This window comes from Mycobacterium sp. 852013-51886_SCH5428379 (assembly GCF_001665575.1).
In the GTDB taxonomy this organism is placed as follows: domain Bacteria; phylum Actinomycetota; class Actinomycetes; order Mycobacteriales; family Mycobacteriaceae; genus Mycobacterium.
Map to the genome: position 1 here is coordinate 32,729 of NZ_LZSU01000007.1, position 12,994 is coordinate 45,722.

General features: G+C 69.2%; 13 protein-coding genes. 1 reads left to right on the forward strand and 12 read right to left on the reverse strand.

Annotated elements, in window-relative coordinates; translation table 11 throughout:
• Positions 1-20 precede the first annotated feature (20 nt).
• Positions 21-443 carry a hypothetical protein gene (locus A5757_RS01285; RefSeq protein ID WP_066828157.1) on the reverse strand — a complete coding sequence of 141 codons (423 nt, stop codon included), beginning with the start codon at positions 441-443 and terminating at the stop codon, positions 21-23.
• Between the two features lie 77 nt (positions 444-520).
• Between A5757_RS01285 and A5757_RS01290 the strand changes: the two genes are divergently transcribed.
• Entirely contained in the window at positions 521-967 is a 447-nt protein-coding gene (locus tag A5757_RS01290) for a cupin domain-containing protein (protein WP_066828158.1), read from the forward strand.
• Here A5757_RS01290 and A5757_RS01295 read toward each other — a convergent pair.
• From A5757_RS01295 to A5757_RS01345, 11 genes are all read right to left on the reverse strand, one after another.
• Positions 957-1,682, reverse strand: a complete 726-nt coding sequence (locus A5757_RS01295) for a 3-keto-5-aminohexanoate cleavage protein (protein ID WP_066828159.1) — start codon at positions 1,680-1,682, stop codon at positions 957-959. The two genes, A5757_RS01290 and A5757_RS01295, sit on opposite strands and share 11 nt — an antisense overlap.
• A gap of 18 nt (positions 1,683-1,700) precedes the next feature.
• Positions 1,701-2,474 carry a VOC family protein gene (locus tag A5757_RS01300; protein WP_066828160.1) on the reverse strand — a complete coding sequence of 258 codons (774 nt, stop codon included), beginning with the start codon at positions 2,472-2,474 and terminating at the stop codon, positions 1,701-1,703.
• A 70-nt stretch (positions 2,475-2,544) separates the two neighbouring features.
• On the reverse strand, positions 2,545-3,969 hold the full coding sequence (locus tag A5757_RS01305) for an aldehyde dehydrogenase family protein (protein ID WP_066828161.1): 1,425 nt from the start codon (positions 3,967-3,969) through the stop codon (positions 2,545-2,547).
• Positions 3,970-3,996: 27 nt separating this feature from the next.
• Entirely contained in the window at positions 3,997-5,709 is a 1,713-nt protein-coding gene (locus A5757_RS01310; RefSeq protein ID WP_066828162.1) for a thiamine pyrophosphate-binding protein, read from the reverse strand.
• Between the two features lie 2 nt (positions 5,710-5,711).
• On the reverse strand, positions 5,712-6,692 hold the full coding sequence (locus A5757_RS01315) for an acyl-CoA dehydrogenase family protein (protein WP_066828163.1): 981 nt from the start codon (positions 6,690-6,692) through the stop codon (positions 5,712-5,714).
• Positions 6,692-7,858: an acyl-CoA dehydrogenase family protein gene (locus A5757_RS01320; protein WP_066828164.1), complete on the reverse strand. Its 1,167-nt coding sequence runs from the start codon at positions 7,856-7,858 to the stop codon at positions 6,692-6,694. The genes A5757_RS01315 and A5757_RS01320 overlap by 1 nt, the downstream gene beginning before the upstream one ends.
• The gene (locus tag A5757_RS01325) at positions 7,855-8,796 is read right to left on the reverse strand and encodes a Gfo/Idh/MocA family protein (RefSeq protein ID WP_066828165.1); all 942 of its coding nucleotides are present in this window, start codon (positions 8,794-8,796) and stop codon (positions 7,855-7,857) included. Before A5757_RS01325 ends, A5757_RS01320 begins: the two co-directional genes overlap by 4 nt.
• Entirely contained in the window at positions 8,793-9,731 is a 939-nt protein-coding gene (locus A5757_RS01330; protein WP_082929256.1) for an acyl-CoA dehydrogenase family protein, read from the reverse strand. The genes A5757_RS01325 and A5757_RS01330 overlap by 4 nt, the downstream gene beginning before the upstream one ends.
• Entirely contained in the window at positions 9,728-10,885 is a 1,158-nt protein-coding gene (locus A5757_RS01335; RefSeq protein ID WP_197497224.1) for an acyl-CoA dehydrogenase family protein, read from the reverse strand. Before A5757_RS01335 ends, A5757_RS01330 begins: the two co-directional genes overlap by 4 nt.
• Positions 10,886-10,887: 2 nt before the next feature.
• Positions 10,888-12,045, reverse strand: a complete 1,158-nt coding sequence (locus A5757_RS01340) for a CaiB/BaiF CoA-transferase family protein (RefSeq protein WP_066828167.1) — start codon at positions 12,043-12,045, stop codon at positions 10,888-10,890.
• Positions 12,038-12,952 (reverse strand): SDR family NAD(P)-dependent oxidoreductase, encoded by a 915-nt coding sequence (locus A5757_RS01345; RefSeq protein ID WP_066828233.1) that lies wholly within the window; start codon positions 12,950-12,952, stop codon positions 12,038-12,040. The genes A5757_RS01340 and A5757_RS01345 overlap by 8 nt, the downstream gene beginning before the upstream one ends.
• Positions 12,953-12,994: the final 42 nt, after the last annotated feature.

The window sequence follows — 12,994 nt, forward strand, 5'->3', positions numbered from 1 at the left end:
CCGTCCGCGGCCTCGCCGCGTCAGCGGGTCGCGCGTCCGGACAGCGCGGTCACCAGCGCCCATACCGAGCACAGCACCGCGACGACGGCGAGCGCCCCCGCGATGTACAGCCCGTAGTCGGCCGTCACCGGCTCTTTGACGTTCACCCGGTAGTACCACACGGTCAGTCCGGCGATCAGCGCCGAGAGGGCAAGGGCCGCAGCCGAAGCCGTCCGCACCGACAGCCCGCGGGCGCTCATCGCGCCGGCGATCAGCAGCGCCGACGCCAGCAGCACGATCAGCTGACCCGCACCGAACCGCGGGGCGAGCACAATGCTGCCCACCGCGCCGCCGATCGCGTTCGCGCGCCCCCCGCCCTGCGCGCTGGTGACCAGCCACGGCAGCCATGCGCTGACCGCCAGCGCGGCCGCACACACGGCGATCACCCACCCGGGACGCAGCATGCTCGGAGCCTATCGCGCGCAATCCGCCGCGCCACCGCACTACGCTGGGGGCTTCCGTCGACCCAAGGTGGTGCCGCGTGAGTGAACTCCCGGGCTGGGCCCGTCAACTCGACCTGTCGCCGCACCCCGAGGGGGGCTGGTATCGCGAGACCTGGCGCAGCGAGCTCACGGTCACCCAGTCGGCGCTACCGCCGGACTACACCGGACCGCGCAGCGCGGGCACCGCAATCCTGTTCCTGCTGATGCCGGGCCAACAGTCGGCCTGGCACACCGTGCGCAGCGCCGAAGTCTGGCTGTATCACCGCGGCAGTCCGCTGCTGCTCGAGATGGGGCCCGAACACGATTCGGCGACAACGCATCTGCTCGGTGGCGACATCGACGCCGGCGAACATCCGCAGTTGGTCGTCCCCGCCCGGCACTGGCAGCGCGCCCGGCCCCGCGACGACGAGCCCACGCTGGTGAGCTGTGTTGTGGTGCCCGGCTTCGACTTCGCCGACTTCGAGCTGGGCGCCGCTATCGACTGAGCAGATCGACCGCCGCGGACACCAGTGCCGCATTGTCCGGAGCCACCGAACCGTCGGGCAGCAGCAACGTGTCCTCCAGCCCGACCCTGGTCTGCACGCCGCGCGCGCCGGCGTGCCTCAACAGCGGCCAGAAGCTCTCGTCGAGTCCGTGCAGCAGGACCGGCGCAGGCGATCCGACCGCCTGCACCTGGTCGAGCAGGCGGTCGGCGAGTTCGGTGTCCGCGTCGGGCTGTAGCTCGATCATCACCCGCATGCAGTGCTGGGCAAGGTCACTGGCCGCCCACGATGCGGCGGCCTCGGCGTGGAAGATCCCGACCTCGACGCCGAGACCCTTACCGAGCAGCACCTCCGCCAGCTCCGGGGAACCCGGCTCGTGCCAGTTCAGCGACGCGAAGTCGGGCAGCACCTCCCACGCCTCGACGGCCTGTCTGCGCTTGTCGGCGTCGGGCAGTGCCCAGAACCCGGTGGTGACGCCGAGCGGCAGTCCGGGTGCGGCGTGCCGGACGGCCGACACCGCAGCGGCGACGTCGTCGGGCAGCAGCGAGTCGACGCCGTCGGCGGACTTGGGGTGCATGTGCACGGCCTTCGCTCCCGCCTGATGCGAGGCGACCGCCGCCTCCGCCAGTTGCTCCGGGGTGACCGGAAGACGGGGATGGGCATCGGGTGTGCGCGCACCGTTGATGCACGCCTTCACGTAGATCATGGGGTTCGGCATACCCCATCTTCACGTGTGTCAGGCCTCCAGGGAGGACAGGTTGAATCGGGCGCCCGTCGGGTCGGCTACCGCCGCGAGCCGGCCGTAGGGCGTGTCCTCCGCGGCCCGCACCACGGTGCCGCCGTGCTCGACGATCAAGTCGACAGTCTTGTCGACGTCGTCGGATCCGAGGAAGACGCTCCAGTCCGACGGCTGGCCTTCGGCGAGGTAGTGGCTGCCGTCCATCACCCCGAGCAGCGCCTCTCCCTCGAACACGGCTGTGCTGTAACGGAACTCGTCGGTATCGGAGACGGTGTCGATCTGCCAGCCGAACACCTGCCGGTAGAAGTCGAGCGCCGCGCCGTAGCCGCGGGTGGTGAGCTGGTGGTAGACCGGGGCGCCGTGCGCACCGACGAGCTCATAGCCCGGGTGCCCCGTCGGCTGCCACAGCCCGACGAATCCGCCGGCGGGGTCGGTCAGTATCGCCATCCGGCCCTTCTCCGGAATATCCATCACGCCGCCGCAGCTCGTGCCGCCCGCCGCGGACGCGGCCGCGACGGTGGCCTCCACGTCGGCGGTGTGCAGATAAGTCGTCCAGCCGTCGGGTGCGTTCCACTGCGGATCGTTGCGCATCAGGCCGGCCACCGGGTGGCCGTCTTTGGCGGCGATGACATAGCCGCCGTACTCGGGGCCCGACGTCTCGAACGTCCACCCGAACACCGCTGCGAAAAACGACTGTGCGCGGTCGAGGTCGGACGTGGCCAGGTCGATCCAGGTGGGGGCGCCCAGCGGCGCAGAGCAGCGAACGGTCATCGGAGTCTCCTTCGGGTGGGGCGGTCGTCATTTCGACCGCCCCACCGACGGAAACTCATCGATTTCGGCGCTACTGGGGCGCGTAGCCGAGTGCCGCCTTGGTCTCCAGGTACTCGTCGAACGCGAACTGACCCCACTCCCGGCCGTTGCCGCTGCGCTTGTAGCCGCCGAACGGTGCGCTCATGTCGAAGGCGTGGTTGATCGCGACGGAGCCGGCGCGGATCCGGCGGGCCACCGCGCGCGCCTTGTCCAGGTCGGCGGCCGAAACGTAGCCCGCGAGACCGTATTCGGTGTCGTTGGCGATCTCGACGGCCTGGTCGAGGTCGTCGTAGGCCAGGATGCACAGCACGGGCCCGAAGATCTCCTCGCGCGCGATGGTCATGTCGTTGGTGACGTTGGCGAACACCGTCGGCTTGACGTAGTAGCCGGACTCCAGACCCTCGGGCCGACCCGGACCACCGATGACGACGGTCGCGCCCTCGTCGACGCCGGACTGGAGGAGCTTCTGGATCTTCTCAAACTGTGCCCGGGAGGCGACCGGACCGATGGCGGTCTGATCGGAGGGATCACCCACCTTGACGGATTCCACTGTCGTGCGTGCGATTTCGATGGCGTCGTCCATCCGCGACCGGGGCACCAGCATCCGGGACGGGGCGTTGCAGCTCTGTCCGCTGTTGACCATCATCACCTTGACGCCCGCGGTCACGCTGTCGGCGAAGGCCTCGTCGTCGAACACGATGTTGGGGCTCTTGCCGCCGAGTTCCTGCGTCACCCGCTTGACCGTCGGGGCGGCGTTGCGGGCCACCTCGACACCGGCCCGCGTGGACCCGGTGAACGAGACCATGTCGACGTCGGGGTGGCTGGAGATCGCGGTGCCGACCCCCGGGCCGTCGCCGTAGACGAGGTTGTAGACGCCGGCGGGAGCGCCCGCTGCGTCGACGATCTCGGTGAAGATCTGCGCCGAGTACGGCGCCACCTCGGAGGGCTTGAGCACCATCGTGCAACCGGTGGCCAGCGCCGGGTAGACCTTCACCGCGATCTGGTTGATGGGCCAGTTCCACGGCGTGATGAGGCCGCAGACGCCGATCGGTTCCTTGACCACCAGCGTCGAGCCGTGCTGCTCTTCGAACTCATAGTTCTTCAGCACGTCGATGGCCGTCATCAGATGCCCGAGACCGAGTTTGACCTGTGAGCCGGCCGCCAGCGACGGCGGCGCGCCCATCTCCTCGCTGACCGCGTCGGCGAGATCGTCGACACGCTTCTGGTATTCGGCGAGGATGGCCTGCAGCAGGTCCAGCCGCTCCTCGCGGCTGCTCTGCGACCAGCTCGTGAACGCGCGGCGGGCCGCCTGCACGGCCACGTCGACGTCGACCGCCGAGCCGATGGAGATCCGGCCCGACGCCTGCTCGGTGGTCGGATTGTCCACGTCGAGGGTGTTGGGCCGCACGGGGTCGACCCACTGGCCGTCGATGTAGAACTTCAGGTATTCACGCATGGGTTCAGCCTTCCCTATCCCGGTGCCCTACTGGGTGCCTTCTGCGTACCACGTGCGGAACCGGTCGTATTTGGGCATCTCCTCCGAGTTGGCCGTCGGATCGATACACACGTGCACCACCCCGACCTTGCCGCTCGCATATGCGCGGGCGATCGCCGGGCCGATCTCGTCTTCCTTCTCGACGTATTCGCCGTGGCAGCCGAAGCCCTCGGCGATCTTGTCCATCCGGACGTCTTTGCTCCAATGCACACCCGGTTGCGGAGAGGGCTGCTCGAACGTGCGCTTGTACACGCCGACCTCCAGACCCCACTGGTGATCGACGCCGACCACGCACACCAGCGGCAGGTTCAGCCGGGCCGCGGTCTCCAGCTCCGCGATGTGGAACAGGAACGCCGAGTCGCTGGTCAGCAGCATGACCGGGCGCTTACCGCCCTCGGCCACAGATGCGCCGACGGCGTAGGGCAGGCCGGTGCCGAGGTGCCCGAAGTTCTGATTCCAGATCACGTCCCGCGGTTTGGACTGCGAGTAGGTCCACTGGAAGATGACGGTCGCACCGCCGTCGCGCACCATGATGGCGTCCTCGAGTTCCTTGAACGCCTTGGTGGCTTCGACCACGTAGCGGGCCGGGTGGATCGGCGACCGTCCGGTCGGGGCCTCCTCGGCCACCCGAGCGAGCTCGGCGGCGTCGGATTCGACCAGCGACTCGAGATTGGGCGACGGAGCCCGCGGGGTGTCCCGCAGTGCCGCGACGAGCTGCGGGACGACGCCGCGCAGATCTCCGACCAGTGGCACATCGAACGCCCGGTTGACTCCGATGGCCGTCGGATCCTGTTCGACGTAGACCCATTTGCGGGTGTCGTTCTTGCCGGCCCAGTGCTGGGTGCGGCCGTAGTGCATGGGCTCACCGAGTTCGGTGCCCAGCGCCACGCACAGGTCGGACTGCTCGACCGCCTCGTTGGCGGCCGGCGAGAACAGGTACGGGAACGTGCGGTCCTCGAGGCCGGGGATGAACGACGTCCCGCCGGAGGTCTGGATGACCGGGCAGTTCATCAGCTCGGCGAGCTCCCTGACCTGCTCCTGGGTGCGTGAGGTGTGCACCCCGTGACCGACCAGCAGCACCGGGTGCTCCGCGTTGCGGATCAGCGCCACGGCCTCGGCGACCTCGCGCTCGCCTGCGCCCTGGTTCACCAGCCGGTACCTGTTGGGCGGCAGCACCTCCGGCAGGTCCAACTCCTCGAGGATGACGTGCGACGGGAACTCGACGTACGTCGGCCCCGGCGTGCCGGACATCGCCTGCCGGATCGCCTCGTGGATGATCTCGTCGGTCTGGTCGGCGTACTCGATGGAGCTGCTGTATTTGACCGACGCCGCGACCAGCGGCTCCTGCTGCACGAACTGGATCCGCCCGCGGCGCACCCGGCGCTCGGTGACCCGGGCCCGCTGACCGCCGAGGAAGATGACCGGCGAGTTCTCGACGAGTGCGCACTGGATCGCCCCGGCGATGTTCGCCATACCCGGGCCGAGGGTGCCGATGCACAGTCCGGGTCCACCCGTCATCCGGGATGCCGCCTCGGCCATGAAGCCGGCGCTGAGTTCGTGGTGCGGGGCGACGACGGACCAGCCGCGTGCGTCGGCCTCGGTGAACATGTGCACGAAGTTCGGGTCGGGGATACCGAACAGCGTGTTGACGCCCTCTGCCTCGAACAGGTCGAGGATGCGCTTGTAGACGGGGACACCCATGGTCATTTCCTTTTCATTTGGTATCGGGCGGCGAGTCTGCTGCGGTGTGCCGCAGGGGATCCGAACAGCGAACGATTGAGCGCAGCGCGTTTGAGGTAGACGTGCACGCCGGCCTCCCACGTGTAGCCGATGCCGCCGTGCAGCTGCATGGCCTTGCCGGCGACGGCGACGGCGGTCTCGCAGGCGTGTGCTTTGGCCATCGCCGCGGCGAACTCGCAGTCGGCGGATCCGTCTGCGACAGCAGCGACGGCGTCGTCGACGAGCTGGCGGGTGACGGCGATGTCGACGAGCATGTCCGCGCAGGCGTGTTTGACCGCCTGGAACGAGCCGATCGGCCTGCCGAACTGGTGGCGCACCTGCGCATAGGACACGGTGGCGGCGAGCATCGCCTCGGCCAGGCCCAGGCTGTCGCAGGCGATCGCCACAGCGGCGCGATTGTGCAGTCGGCGGACGGCGGCCTCGGAATCCCCTGCGAAGCGCAACATCTCGGGTTGGTCCTCGGTCCGCGCCGATACGGCGGCAAGCCGGCGGGTGTCGTCGACCACCGGGACGGGGGTGAGCGTCAGGTCGGCGACGGCGACAGCGCCGTTGACCACAACGAGCAGTTGGTCGGCGCCGTCGGCGTCCGGTACGAAGTCCAGGGATTCGAGCGCGACGGCGACCCTCCGCTCACCCGAGGCCACCTCGGTGAGCAGCCGGTTTCGAGTGTCGCTGGGCTGCAACGCGTTCAGTGTGCCGACGGCCAGGACAGCGCTGCCCAGATAGCTGTTGGCGGCGGCGGCCCGTCCGATCTCTTCGCAGATGACCGCCACCTCGGCGAAGGTCGCGCCCGCTCCCCCGAATTCGTCGGGCACTTCGAGGCCGACCCAACCGGCGTCGACGAGAGCCGACCAGTCCGCGGCGGTCTCTTTGGCGAGGACCTCCCCGGCGACCGACCGCAGCTCGTCGTGGAACTCCGCGAATTCGCTTCCCGCCCTGCCCATCACACCGCGCTCGGTTCCCGGGGCAGGCCGAGGCCCCGCTCGCCGATGATGGTGCGCTGGATCTCGCTGGATCCGCCCGGGATCGTCCACTCCCAGGAGCCGATGAAGTCCAGCACCCACGAGCCGGACTCCCAGCTGCTCGACATCGGTCTGGAGATCTCGGTGTGCGCGGCGAGTCCGCCGATCTCGGCGCCGAAGTCGGTGAGCCGCTGCAGCAGCTCGCTGTAGTACAGCTTGACGATCGACGCGTCGGCGGGTCCACCGGTTCCGGCGGCCTCGTGGTTCTGCACCACCTTCCGGCACAGTCCGCGCAGTCCGGTGATCTCGGTCTCGAAGCGGGCGAGCCGGTCGGCCACGATCGGGTCGTCGACCGGGCTCGCCGCCACCAGTCTGCGGAAGCCGGCATTGCCGAGCCGTTCGGCGAGTTCGAGCATCGTCATACCGCGTTCCGCGCCCAGCGTCGCCTGCGCGACCTGCCAGCCCGTGTTCTCCGGCCCGACCAGGTTGCTCTCGGGGATCCGGACGTCGTTGAGGAAGATCTCGCAGAAGTGCGAGTCGCCGATGGCGTTGCGGATGGGGCGCACCTCCACACCGGGGGTGGTCATGTCCAGCAGGAAGTAGGAGATGCCCTTCCGCTTCGGCGCATCGGGATCGGTGCGGGCCAGCAGGAGACACCAGTCGGCGTGTGATCCGCCACTCGCCCAGAGCTTCTGGCCGTTGACGACGAATGTGTCGCCGTCGCGCCGTGCCGTGGTGCGCAGGCTCGCCAGATCCGAACCCGCCTCGGGTTCGGAGAAGCCCTGCACCCAGATCTCCCCCTCGGTGATCGCGGGTAGATGCCTGTGCCGTTGTTCGTCGGTGCCGGCGACCAGCAGGGTGGACGCCGCGTGGTGAATGCCGACGAACGCCAGCACCAGCCGCGGGGCGTCGTGCGCGGCCAGCTCCTGGTACAGCACGATCTGTTCTTCCACGGACATACCGCCGCCCCACTCCCGGGGCCAGTGCGGAACCGCGTAGCCGGCCCGGTGCAGTTCGGCGAACCACTCCTTCTGGAAGCGCACGAATTCGGCGTCGTCGACGCCGGTCTGCTGCCGGCGCCAGTCGGTCGGGATGTGGTCGGCGCACCACGCCCGCACCTGCGCGCGGAACTCCTCGAGGTCCGTCATGGGTTGCCCCGCAACCGGTCCATCACCTTCGCGACGGCGACCCCGTCATCGAAGGACGGGGTGATCTGCGTTCCGGTGCGCACGGCGTCGACGACCGCCCGCAGATGACCGGTCACCGCTGGGTCCGGGGCGCGAGGTGCCGGCGTGGCGAATTCGACGGTCTGCGTGTCCTTTCCGGGCCGGGTGATGACGAGCCGGGTGTCGGCGATCAGTTCGAGGGATCCCGCGTCGCCCAGCAGGAGTGCCCGCGGGGTGCCGGCGACGGCGGCGGTGAAGCCGGTGTCGTGCGCGGCGGTGGCGCCGTTGTCCATCCGGAACCACGCGGTGTACGCGTCCTCCGCCGTGGCCGTGCGCATCGTGCCGTCGGAGTCCGGGTGCTGCGGGTCGTCGGTACGGGTGAGACCACCGCAGTCCGCGACCTCGCTGCCGAACAGGAACCGCGTGTAGTCGATCAGATGCGAGCCATACGCGCCGATCCACCCGCCGCCGAGTTCGCGGTCGTTGAGCCAGCCGTACCGCCGGCCGCGCAGCCCGCTGCCGAACCACGTCCACTGCAGATGGGACGGCGTGCCGACATCGCCCGCGTCGACCCGGCGCTTGATCTCGGCCCACGACGGACGCAGCCGGAACTCGAAGTTCAGGAAGTGCAGCACCCCGGCGGCCGCGGCCCGGTCGCGCATCGCCTCGGCGTCCGCGGTGTTGCAGCCGAACGGTTTGTCGCACAACACCGGGATGCCCCGGGTGACCGCGGCGTCGACGTGGGCGCGATGCAGGAACGGCGGTGAGTGCACCGACACCAGGTCGGCGCCGGCATCCAGTGCGCGCGCAACCGCGTCATCGTCGCGCGGGCTGACGATCTCGACGTCGAGACCGAGGTCGCGGTAGGCCGGGGCGGCGGCGTACTTGCCGAACCCGGTCCCGATCACCAATGCCTTCACACGATCTCCCCGCTGTAGAGGCCCGTCAGACCGCGACTGCCGACCCGACTCGTGAGCCGGTCCCGGGTGGCGGACAACCCGAGGGGCAGCCGGCGCAGCGGCTGGCTGTAGCGCGACAGCCACGACAGCGTGGTCTCGTCGCAGAAGCCCACTGCGCCGTGCAGTTGATGGCACACGCGGAAGACCACTTCGGCCGCCTCCAGCGCCGCCATCCGCAGGGCGAGCGCGTCGTCGAGTGCCTCGGGCCGCCGTTGCGCGATGCTCCACAGGGCATACTTGGCCAGGATGTCGACGCCGCTGCGCTCGACTTCGGCGTCGGTGAGCTGGAACTGCACCCCCTGGAACGACGACAGCGTCTGACCGAACTGTTTGCGCAAGCTGATGTGCGCGACGGTGAGTTCGAGTGCGCGGTCGAGCATGCCCAGCAGCGTCCAGCACGACAGCACGATCGCCGGTGCGAGGTCGGCTGCGCCCGCGTCGTCGACCGCGGACAGTTCCAGCTCGGTGACGAACGCCGGCCCCGCCGCGCCCTGCCCTGTCACGGTACTGCGCCTGCCGTCGAGATCGACTGCCGCCCAGTGCCCTTCCAGGCCGGCGAGCGCGGCCGACGGTCGGTTGGCAGCGACCACGACCAGCCCGTCGGTGGCCAAATCTTCTGCGCGGGCCAGCCGTTCGGCGACCGGATACGGCGTGGCCCAGTAGCCCGCGCTGCGGCACAGCGCCGCGGCGGCCTCCAATTCGTCGGCGTCGCCGCGCACGTCGAGATCCCAGGCACCCAAGCCCGCCAGCACCGGGCCGACGAGGGTTTCCCGCTCGGCGGGTTTGGCCTCGGCCTGCTGCACGAGCAGGTCACCGCCGGCGGCCTCCAGGGCCTGCCGGGCCCCGCGGCCGAATTCTCCTGCATCGTCGGACAGTTCGAACATCGGCCCGGTCATCGTGCCGCCGCCAGGAGCGCGCGGGACAGCAGAATGCGCTGCATCTCGATGCTGCCCGAGGAGACGGTCGACGCCTGGGAGTACCGCCAGTGGTCCTCCACCTCGCCGAGGAACCACGGTGCCCGCGGGTCGTCATGCGACACCTCGGCGGCGATGTCGGACAGCACTTCTGCGCTGTCCTGGTCGAGTTTCGTGACCGCGATCCGGTAGGCGGCGGCGTCACCGGGGGTGATCCGCCCGCTGCTCTGCAGCGACACCACTCGGTAGGCCAGCAGCCGGGCCCGGCGGCAGTGGGTGAGCATGCGCACCCAGCGGCCGCGCAGTTCGGCGGACAGTTCACTCCAGCGGTCGCCGAGCACGGTGGGCGCGGCCAGCAGCAGCCGTTCACAGCGTGCGTAGCGGGCGATGCCGACGCGTTCGAAGGCCATCACGTCCTGCACGATCGACCAGCCCGCGTCGACGGTGCCGAGGACGTCGGCCTCGGTGACCCGAAGGTCGTCGAAGAAGACCTCGTTGAGATGGTGCGGGCCCAGCATGGTGCGGATCGGGCGCACCTGGATGGCCGGATCATCCATGGGGACGAGGAATATCGTCAAGCCGTTCTGTTTGCGCTCGCCCCGGGAGGTGCGGGCGAGCAGGAAGCACCACTGCGCCATCGTCGCGTAGGAGGTCCAGATCTTCTGACCGCTGATCAGCCAACCGTCTCCGTCTTCGACACGACGCGCATGGGTGCGCAGCGACGCCAGGTCCGATCCCGCCTCGGGCTCGGAGAACCCCTGACACCAGATCACCTCCCCGCGGGCGATCGGCGGGAGATGCCGGCGCTGCTGGTCCTCGGTGCCGTGGCGCATGATGATCGGCCCCACCCAGTTGACGCCCATGTACTGCGCCCCGCGCGGTTCGTGGTGCGCCCACATCTCCTCGCGGACCACCGTCTGCTCCCACACCGACGCACCGCCGCCGCCGAACGCCGCCGGCCACGCCAGGCACAACAGTTCGCGCTCGGCGAGCAGCCGGCAGAACTCCTGTGCGGTCTCGAGGTCGGCGGGATCGTCGGTGAACGCGCCCAGGAAGTGTTCCGGCACATGCTCGCGGACGAGGTCGCGCAGGTCGCTGCGTAGCGCCTCGGCGCGCGGTCCGAGGTCGAAGTCCATGCTCATGCCAGTTCCACCTTCTCTGCCAGACCGAGTTCGCCCAGCACTTCGGCGGTATCGGCACCCAGCTCCGGCGCCGCACCCCGGACGCGGCCCGGTGTGCGCGAGAACCACGTCGGCACACCGGGAAAGCGCACCTTGCCCTGCGGTGTGTCGAGAGTTTCGAACATCCCGACGGCGTTGAGCTGCGGTGAGTCGAACAGCGCATCAAGGGTGTTGATCGGCGACGCGGGGATCTCCAACGACGCGAACAGGGAGAGCCACTCCTCGGTGGTCCGCTCCAGCATCGTCTGCCCGAGCAACCCGTAGACCGTGTCGATCTGTTTGGCCCGCATGGCCAGGGTGGTGTACTCCTCGCGATTCCACGTAGGCCGCACGGCGTCGACGAACGCCTTCCAGTGCTTGTCGTTGTAGATCAGCGCGGCGACGTAGCCGTCCTTGGTCCGATAGGGGCGGCGGTTCGGCGCGACGGTGCGCGGGTAGACGGCGGGGCCGAGCGGCGGATCGAACATCGCGCCGTTGGCGTGCTCGACCAGCATGAAGGACGCCATCGTCTCGAACATGCTGACTTCGACTTCCTGGCCCTCGCCGGTGCGCTCGCGGTGGAACAGCGCCATCATCGTCGCGTAGAGCGCGGTGAGCCCGGTGACCTTGTCGGCCATGATCGTTGCGACGTAGGTGGCGTCGCCGGTGAGCTGCTTCTGGACGGCAGGCAGCCCGCATTCGGCCTGGATGGTGTCGTCGTAAGCGGGCCGGTCGGCGTCGGGACCGCGCCGGCTGTACCCGTAGCAGTTGGTGTAGACGATCTTCGGGTTGATCCTCGCCACCGACTCGTAGTCGAAGCCGAGCTTGGCAATCGCCTTACCCCGCATCGAGTGGATGAACACGTCGGCTGTCTCGATCAGCGAGCGCAGCGCCGCGGCGCCGTCGTCGGATCTGAGATCGAGGACCACACTGCGCTTTCCGCGGTTCACATTCATGAACACGCCGTTCATACCCGGTGTGGGACCCAGTGCGACGTTGCGGGTGATGTCCCCCTCGGGCGGCTCGATCTTGATGACGTCGGCGCCCATGTCCGCCATGATCTGCGTGCAGTAGGGACCCATCACCACCGAGGTGACGTCCAGCACCCGGATCCCGTTCAGTGGACCGTCACTCATGATTCGCCGCCCCGCCGAAGCTGTATCGAATGTGATCGCTGTGGCCGTCGGGGACCGGCGCGAACACCAGGGGCGCCCTATCGTCGCGGATGGCGTCGATGCCCGCTGCGACGTCCTCGATCGACCAGTCCGGCTTGTACAACCCCGGCGTCTCCGCGACGAAGGCCCTCGCCACGCGGCCGGCGATCGCTACGTACATCTCGCCGGTGACAGAACAGGTTTCGTGCGCCAGCCAGCCCACCGTCGGGGCGACCAGCTCCGCGCCCATCGGCGGATACGCCGACGTGTCGATCCCCTCGGCCATCCGGGTGACGGCGGCCGGCACGATGACGTTGCTCTTCACGCCGTGCGCGGCACCCTCGATCGCCGCGACGTTCGACAGGCCCACCACCCCGGCCTTGGCCACCGCGTAGTTCACGACGTCGTGGTTGCCGTAGAGGCCGCCGATCGACGACGTCAACACGATGCGGCCGTATCCGGCGTCGCACATCGCCGGGAACGCCGCACGCACCACGTGGAAGGCACCCCGCAGATGCACGTCGAGCACCGCGTCGAAATCCTCGTCGCTGATGTCACGCAGCGCGGCGCGACGGACGTTGCCCGCGTTGTGGATCAGGATGTCGATGCGGCCGAACCGGTCGAGCGCCGCGGCGACGATCGCGCGGCCACCATCGGGTGTGCTCACCGAATCCGTGTTCGCGACGGCCTCTCCCCCCGCGGCGGTGATCTCGTCGGCCACCTCGCGGGCAGGCCCCGCGTCGGAGCCGGAGCCGGTGAGGTCGCCGCCCAGATCATTGACCACGATCTTCGCGCCGCGCTCCGCCAACAGCAGGGCGTACGCGCGACCGAGCCCGCGGCCCGCTCCTGTGACAACGGCGACGCGACCGTCGAATCTCAGTTCAGCCACGCGCTCCCCCGTCATGCGTCACACCGCGGCGGAAATCCGTGC

Excerpts from the sequence above, each read along its gene's own strand:
- A5757_RS01330 (WP_082929256.1), bottom strand. The coding sequence starts at position 9,731 with ATGACCGGGCCGATGTTCGAACTGTCCGACGATGCAGGAGAATTCGGC.
- A5757_RS01305 (WP_066828161.1), bottom strand. The coding sequence starts at position 3,969 with ATGCGTGAATACCTGAAGTTCTACATCGACGGCCAGTGGGTCGACCCC.
- A5757_RS01335 (WP_197497224.1), bottom strand. The coding sequence starts at position 10,885 with ATGGACTTCGACCTCGGACCGCGCGCCGAGGCGCTACGCAGCGACCTG.
- A5757_RS01310 (WP_066828162.1), bottom strand. The coding sequence starts at position 5,709 with ATGGGTGTCCCCGTCTACAAGCGCATCCTCGACCTGTTCGAGGCAGAG.
- A5757_RS01285 (WP_066828157.1), bottom strand. The coding sequence starts at position 443 with ATGCTGCGTCCCGGGTGGGTGATCGCCGTGTGTGCGGCCGCGCTGGCG.
- A5757_RS01340 (WP_066828167.1), bottom strand. The coding sequence starts at position 12,045 with ATGAGTGACGGTCCACTGAACGGGATCCGGGTGCTGGACGTCACCTCG.
- A5757_RS01320 (WP_066828164.1), bottom strand. The coding sequence starts at position 7,858 with ATGACGGACCTCGAGGAGTTCCGCGCGCAGGTGCGGGCGTGGTGCGCC.
- A5757_RS01300 (WP_066828160.1), bottom strand. The coding sequence starts at position 2,474 with ATGACCGTTCGCTGCTCTGCGCCGCTGGGCGCCCCCACCTGGATCGAC.
- A5757_RS01315 (WP_066828163.1), bottom strand. The coding sequence starts at position 6,692 with ATGGGCAGGGCGGGAAGCGAATTCGCGGAGTTCCACGACGAGCTGCGG.
- A5757_RS01295 (WP_066828159.1), bottom strand. The coding sequence starts at position 1,682 with ATGCCGAACCCCATGATCTACGTGAAGGCGTGCATCAACGGTGCGCGC.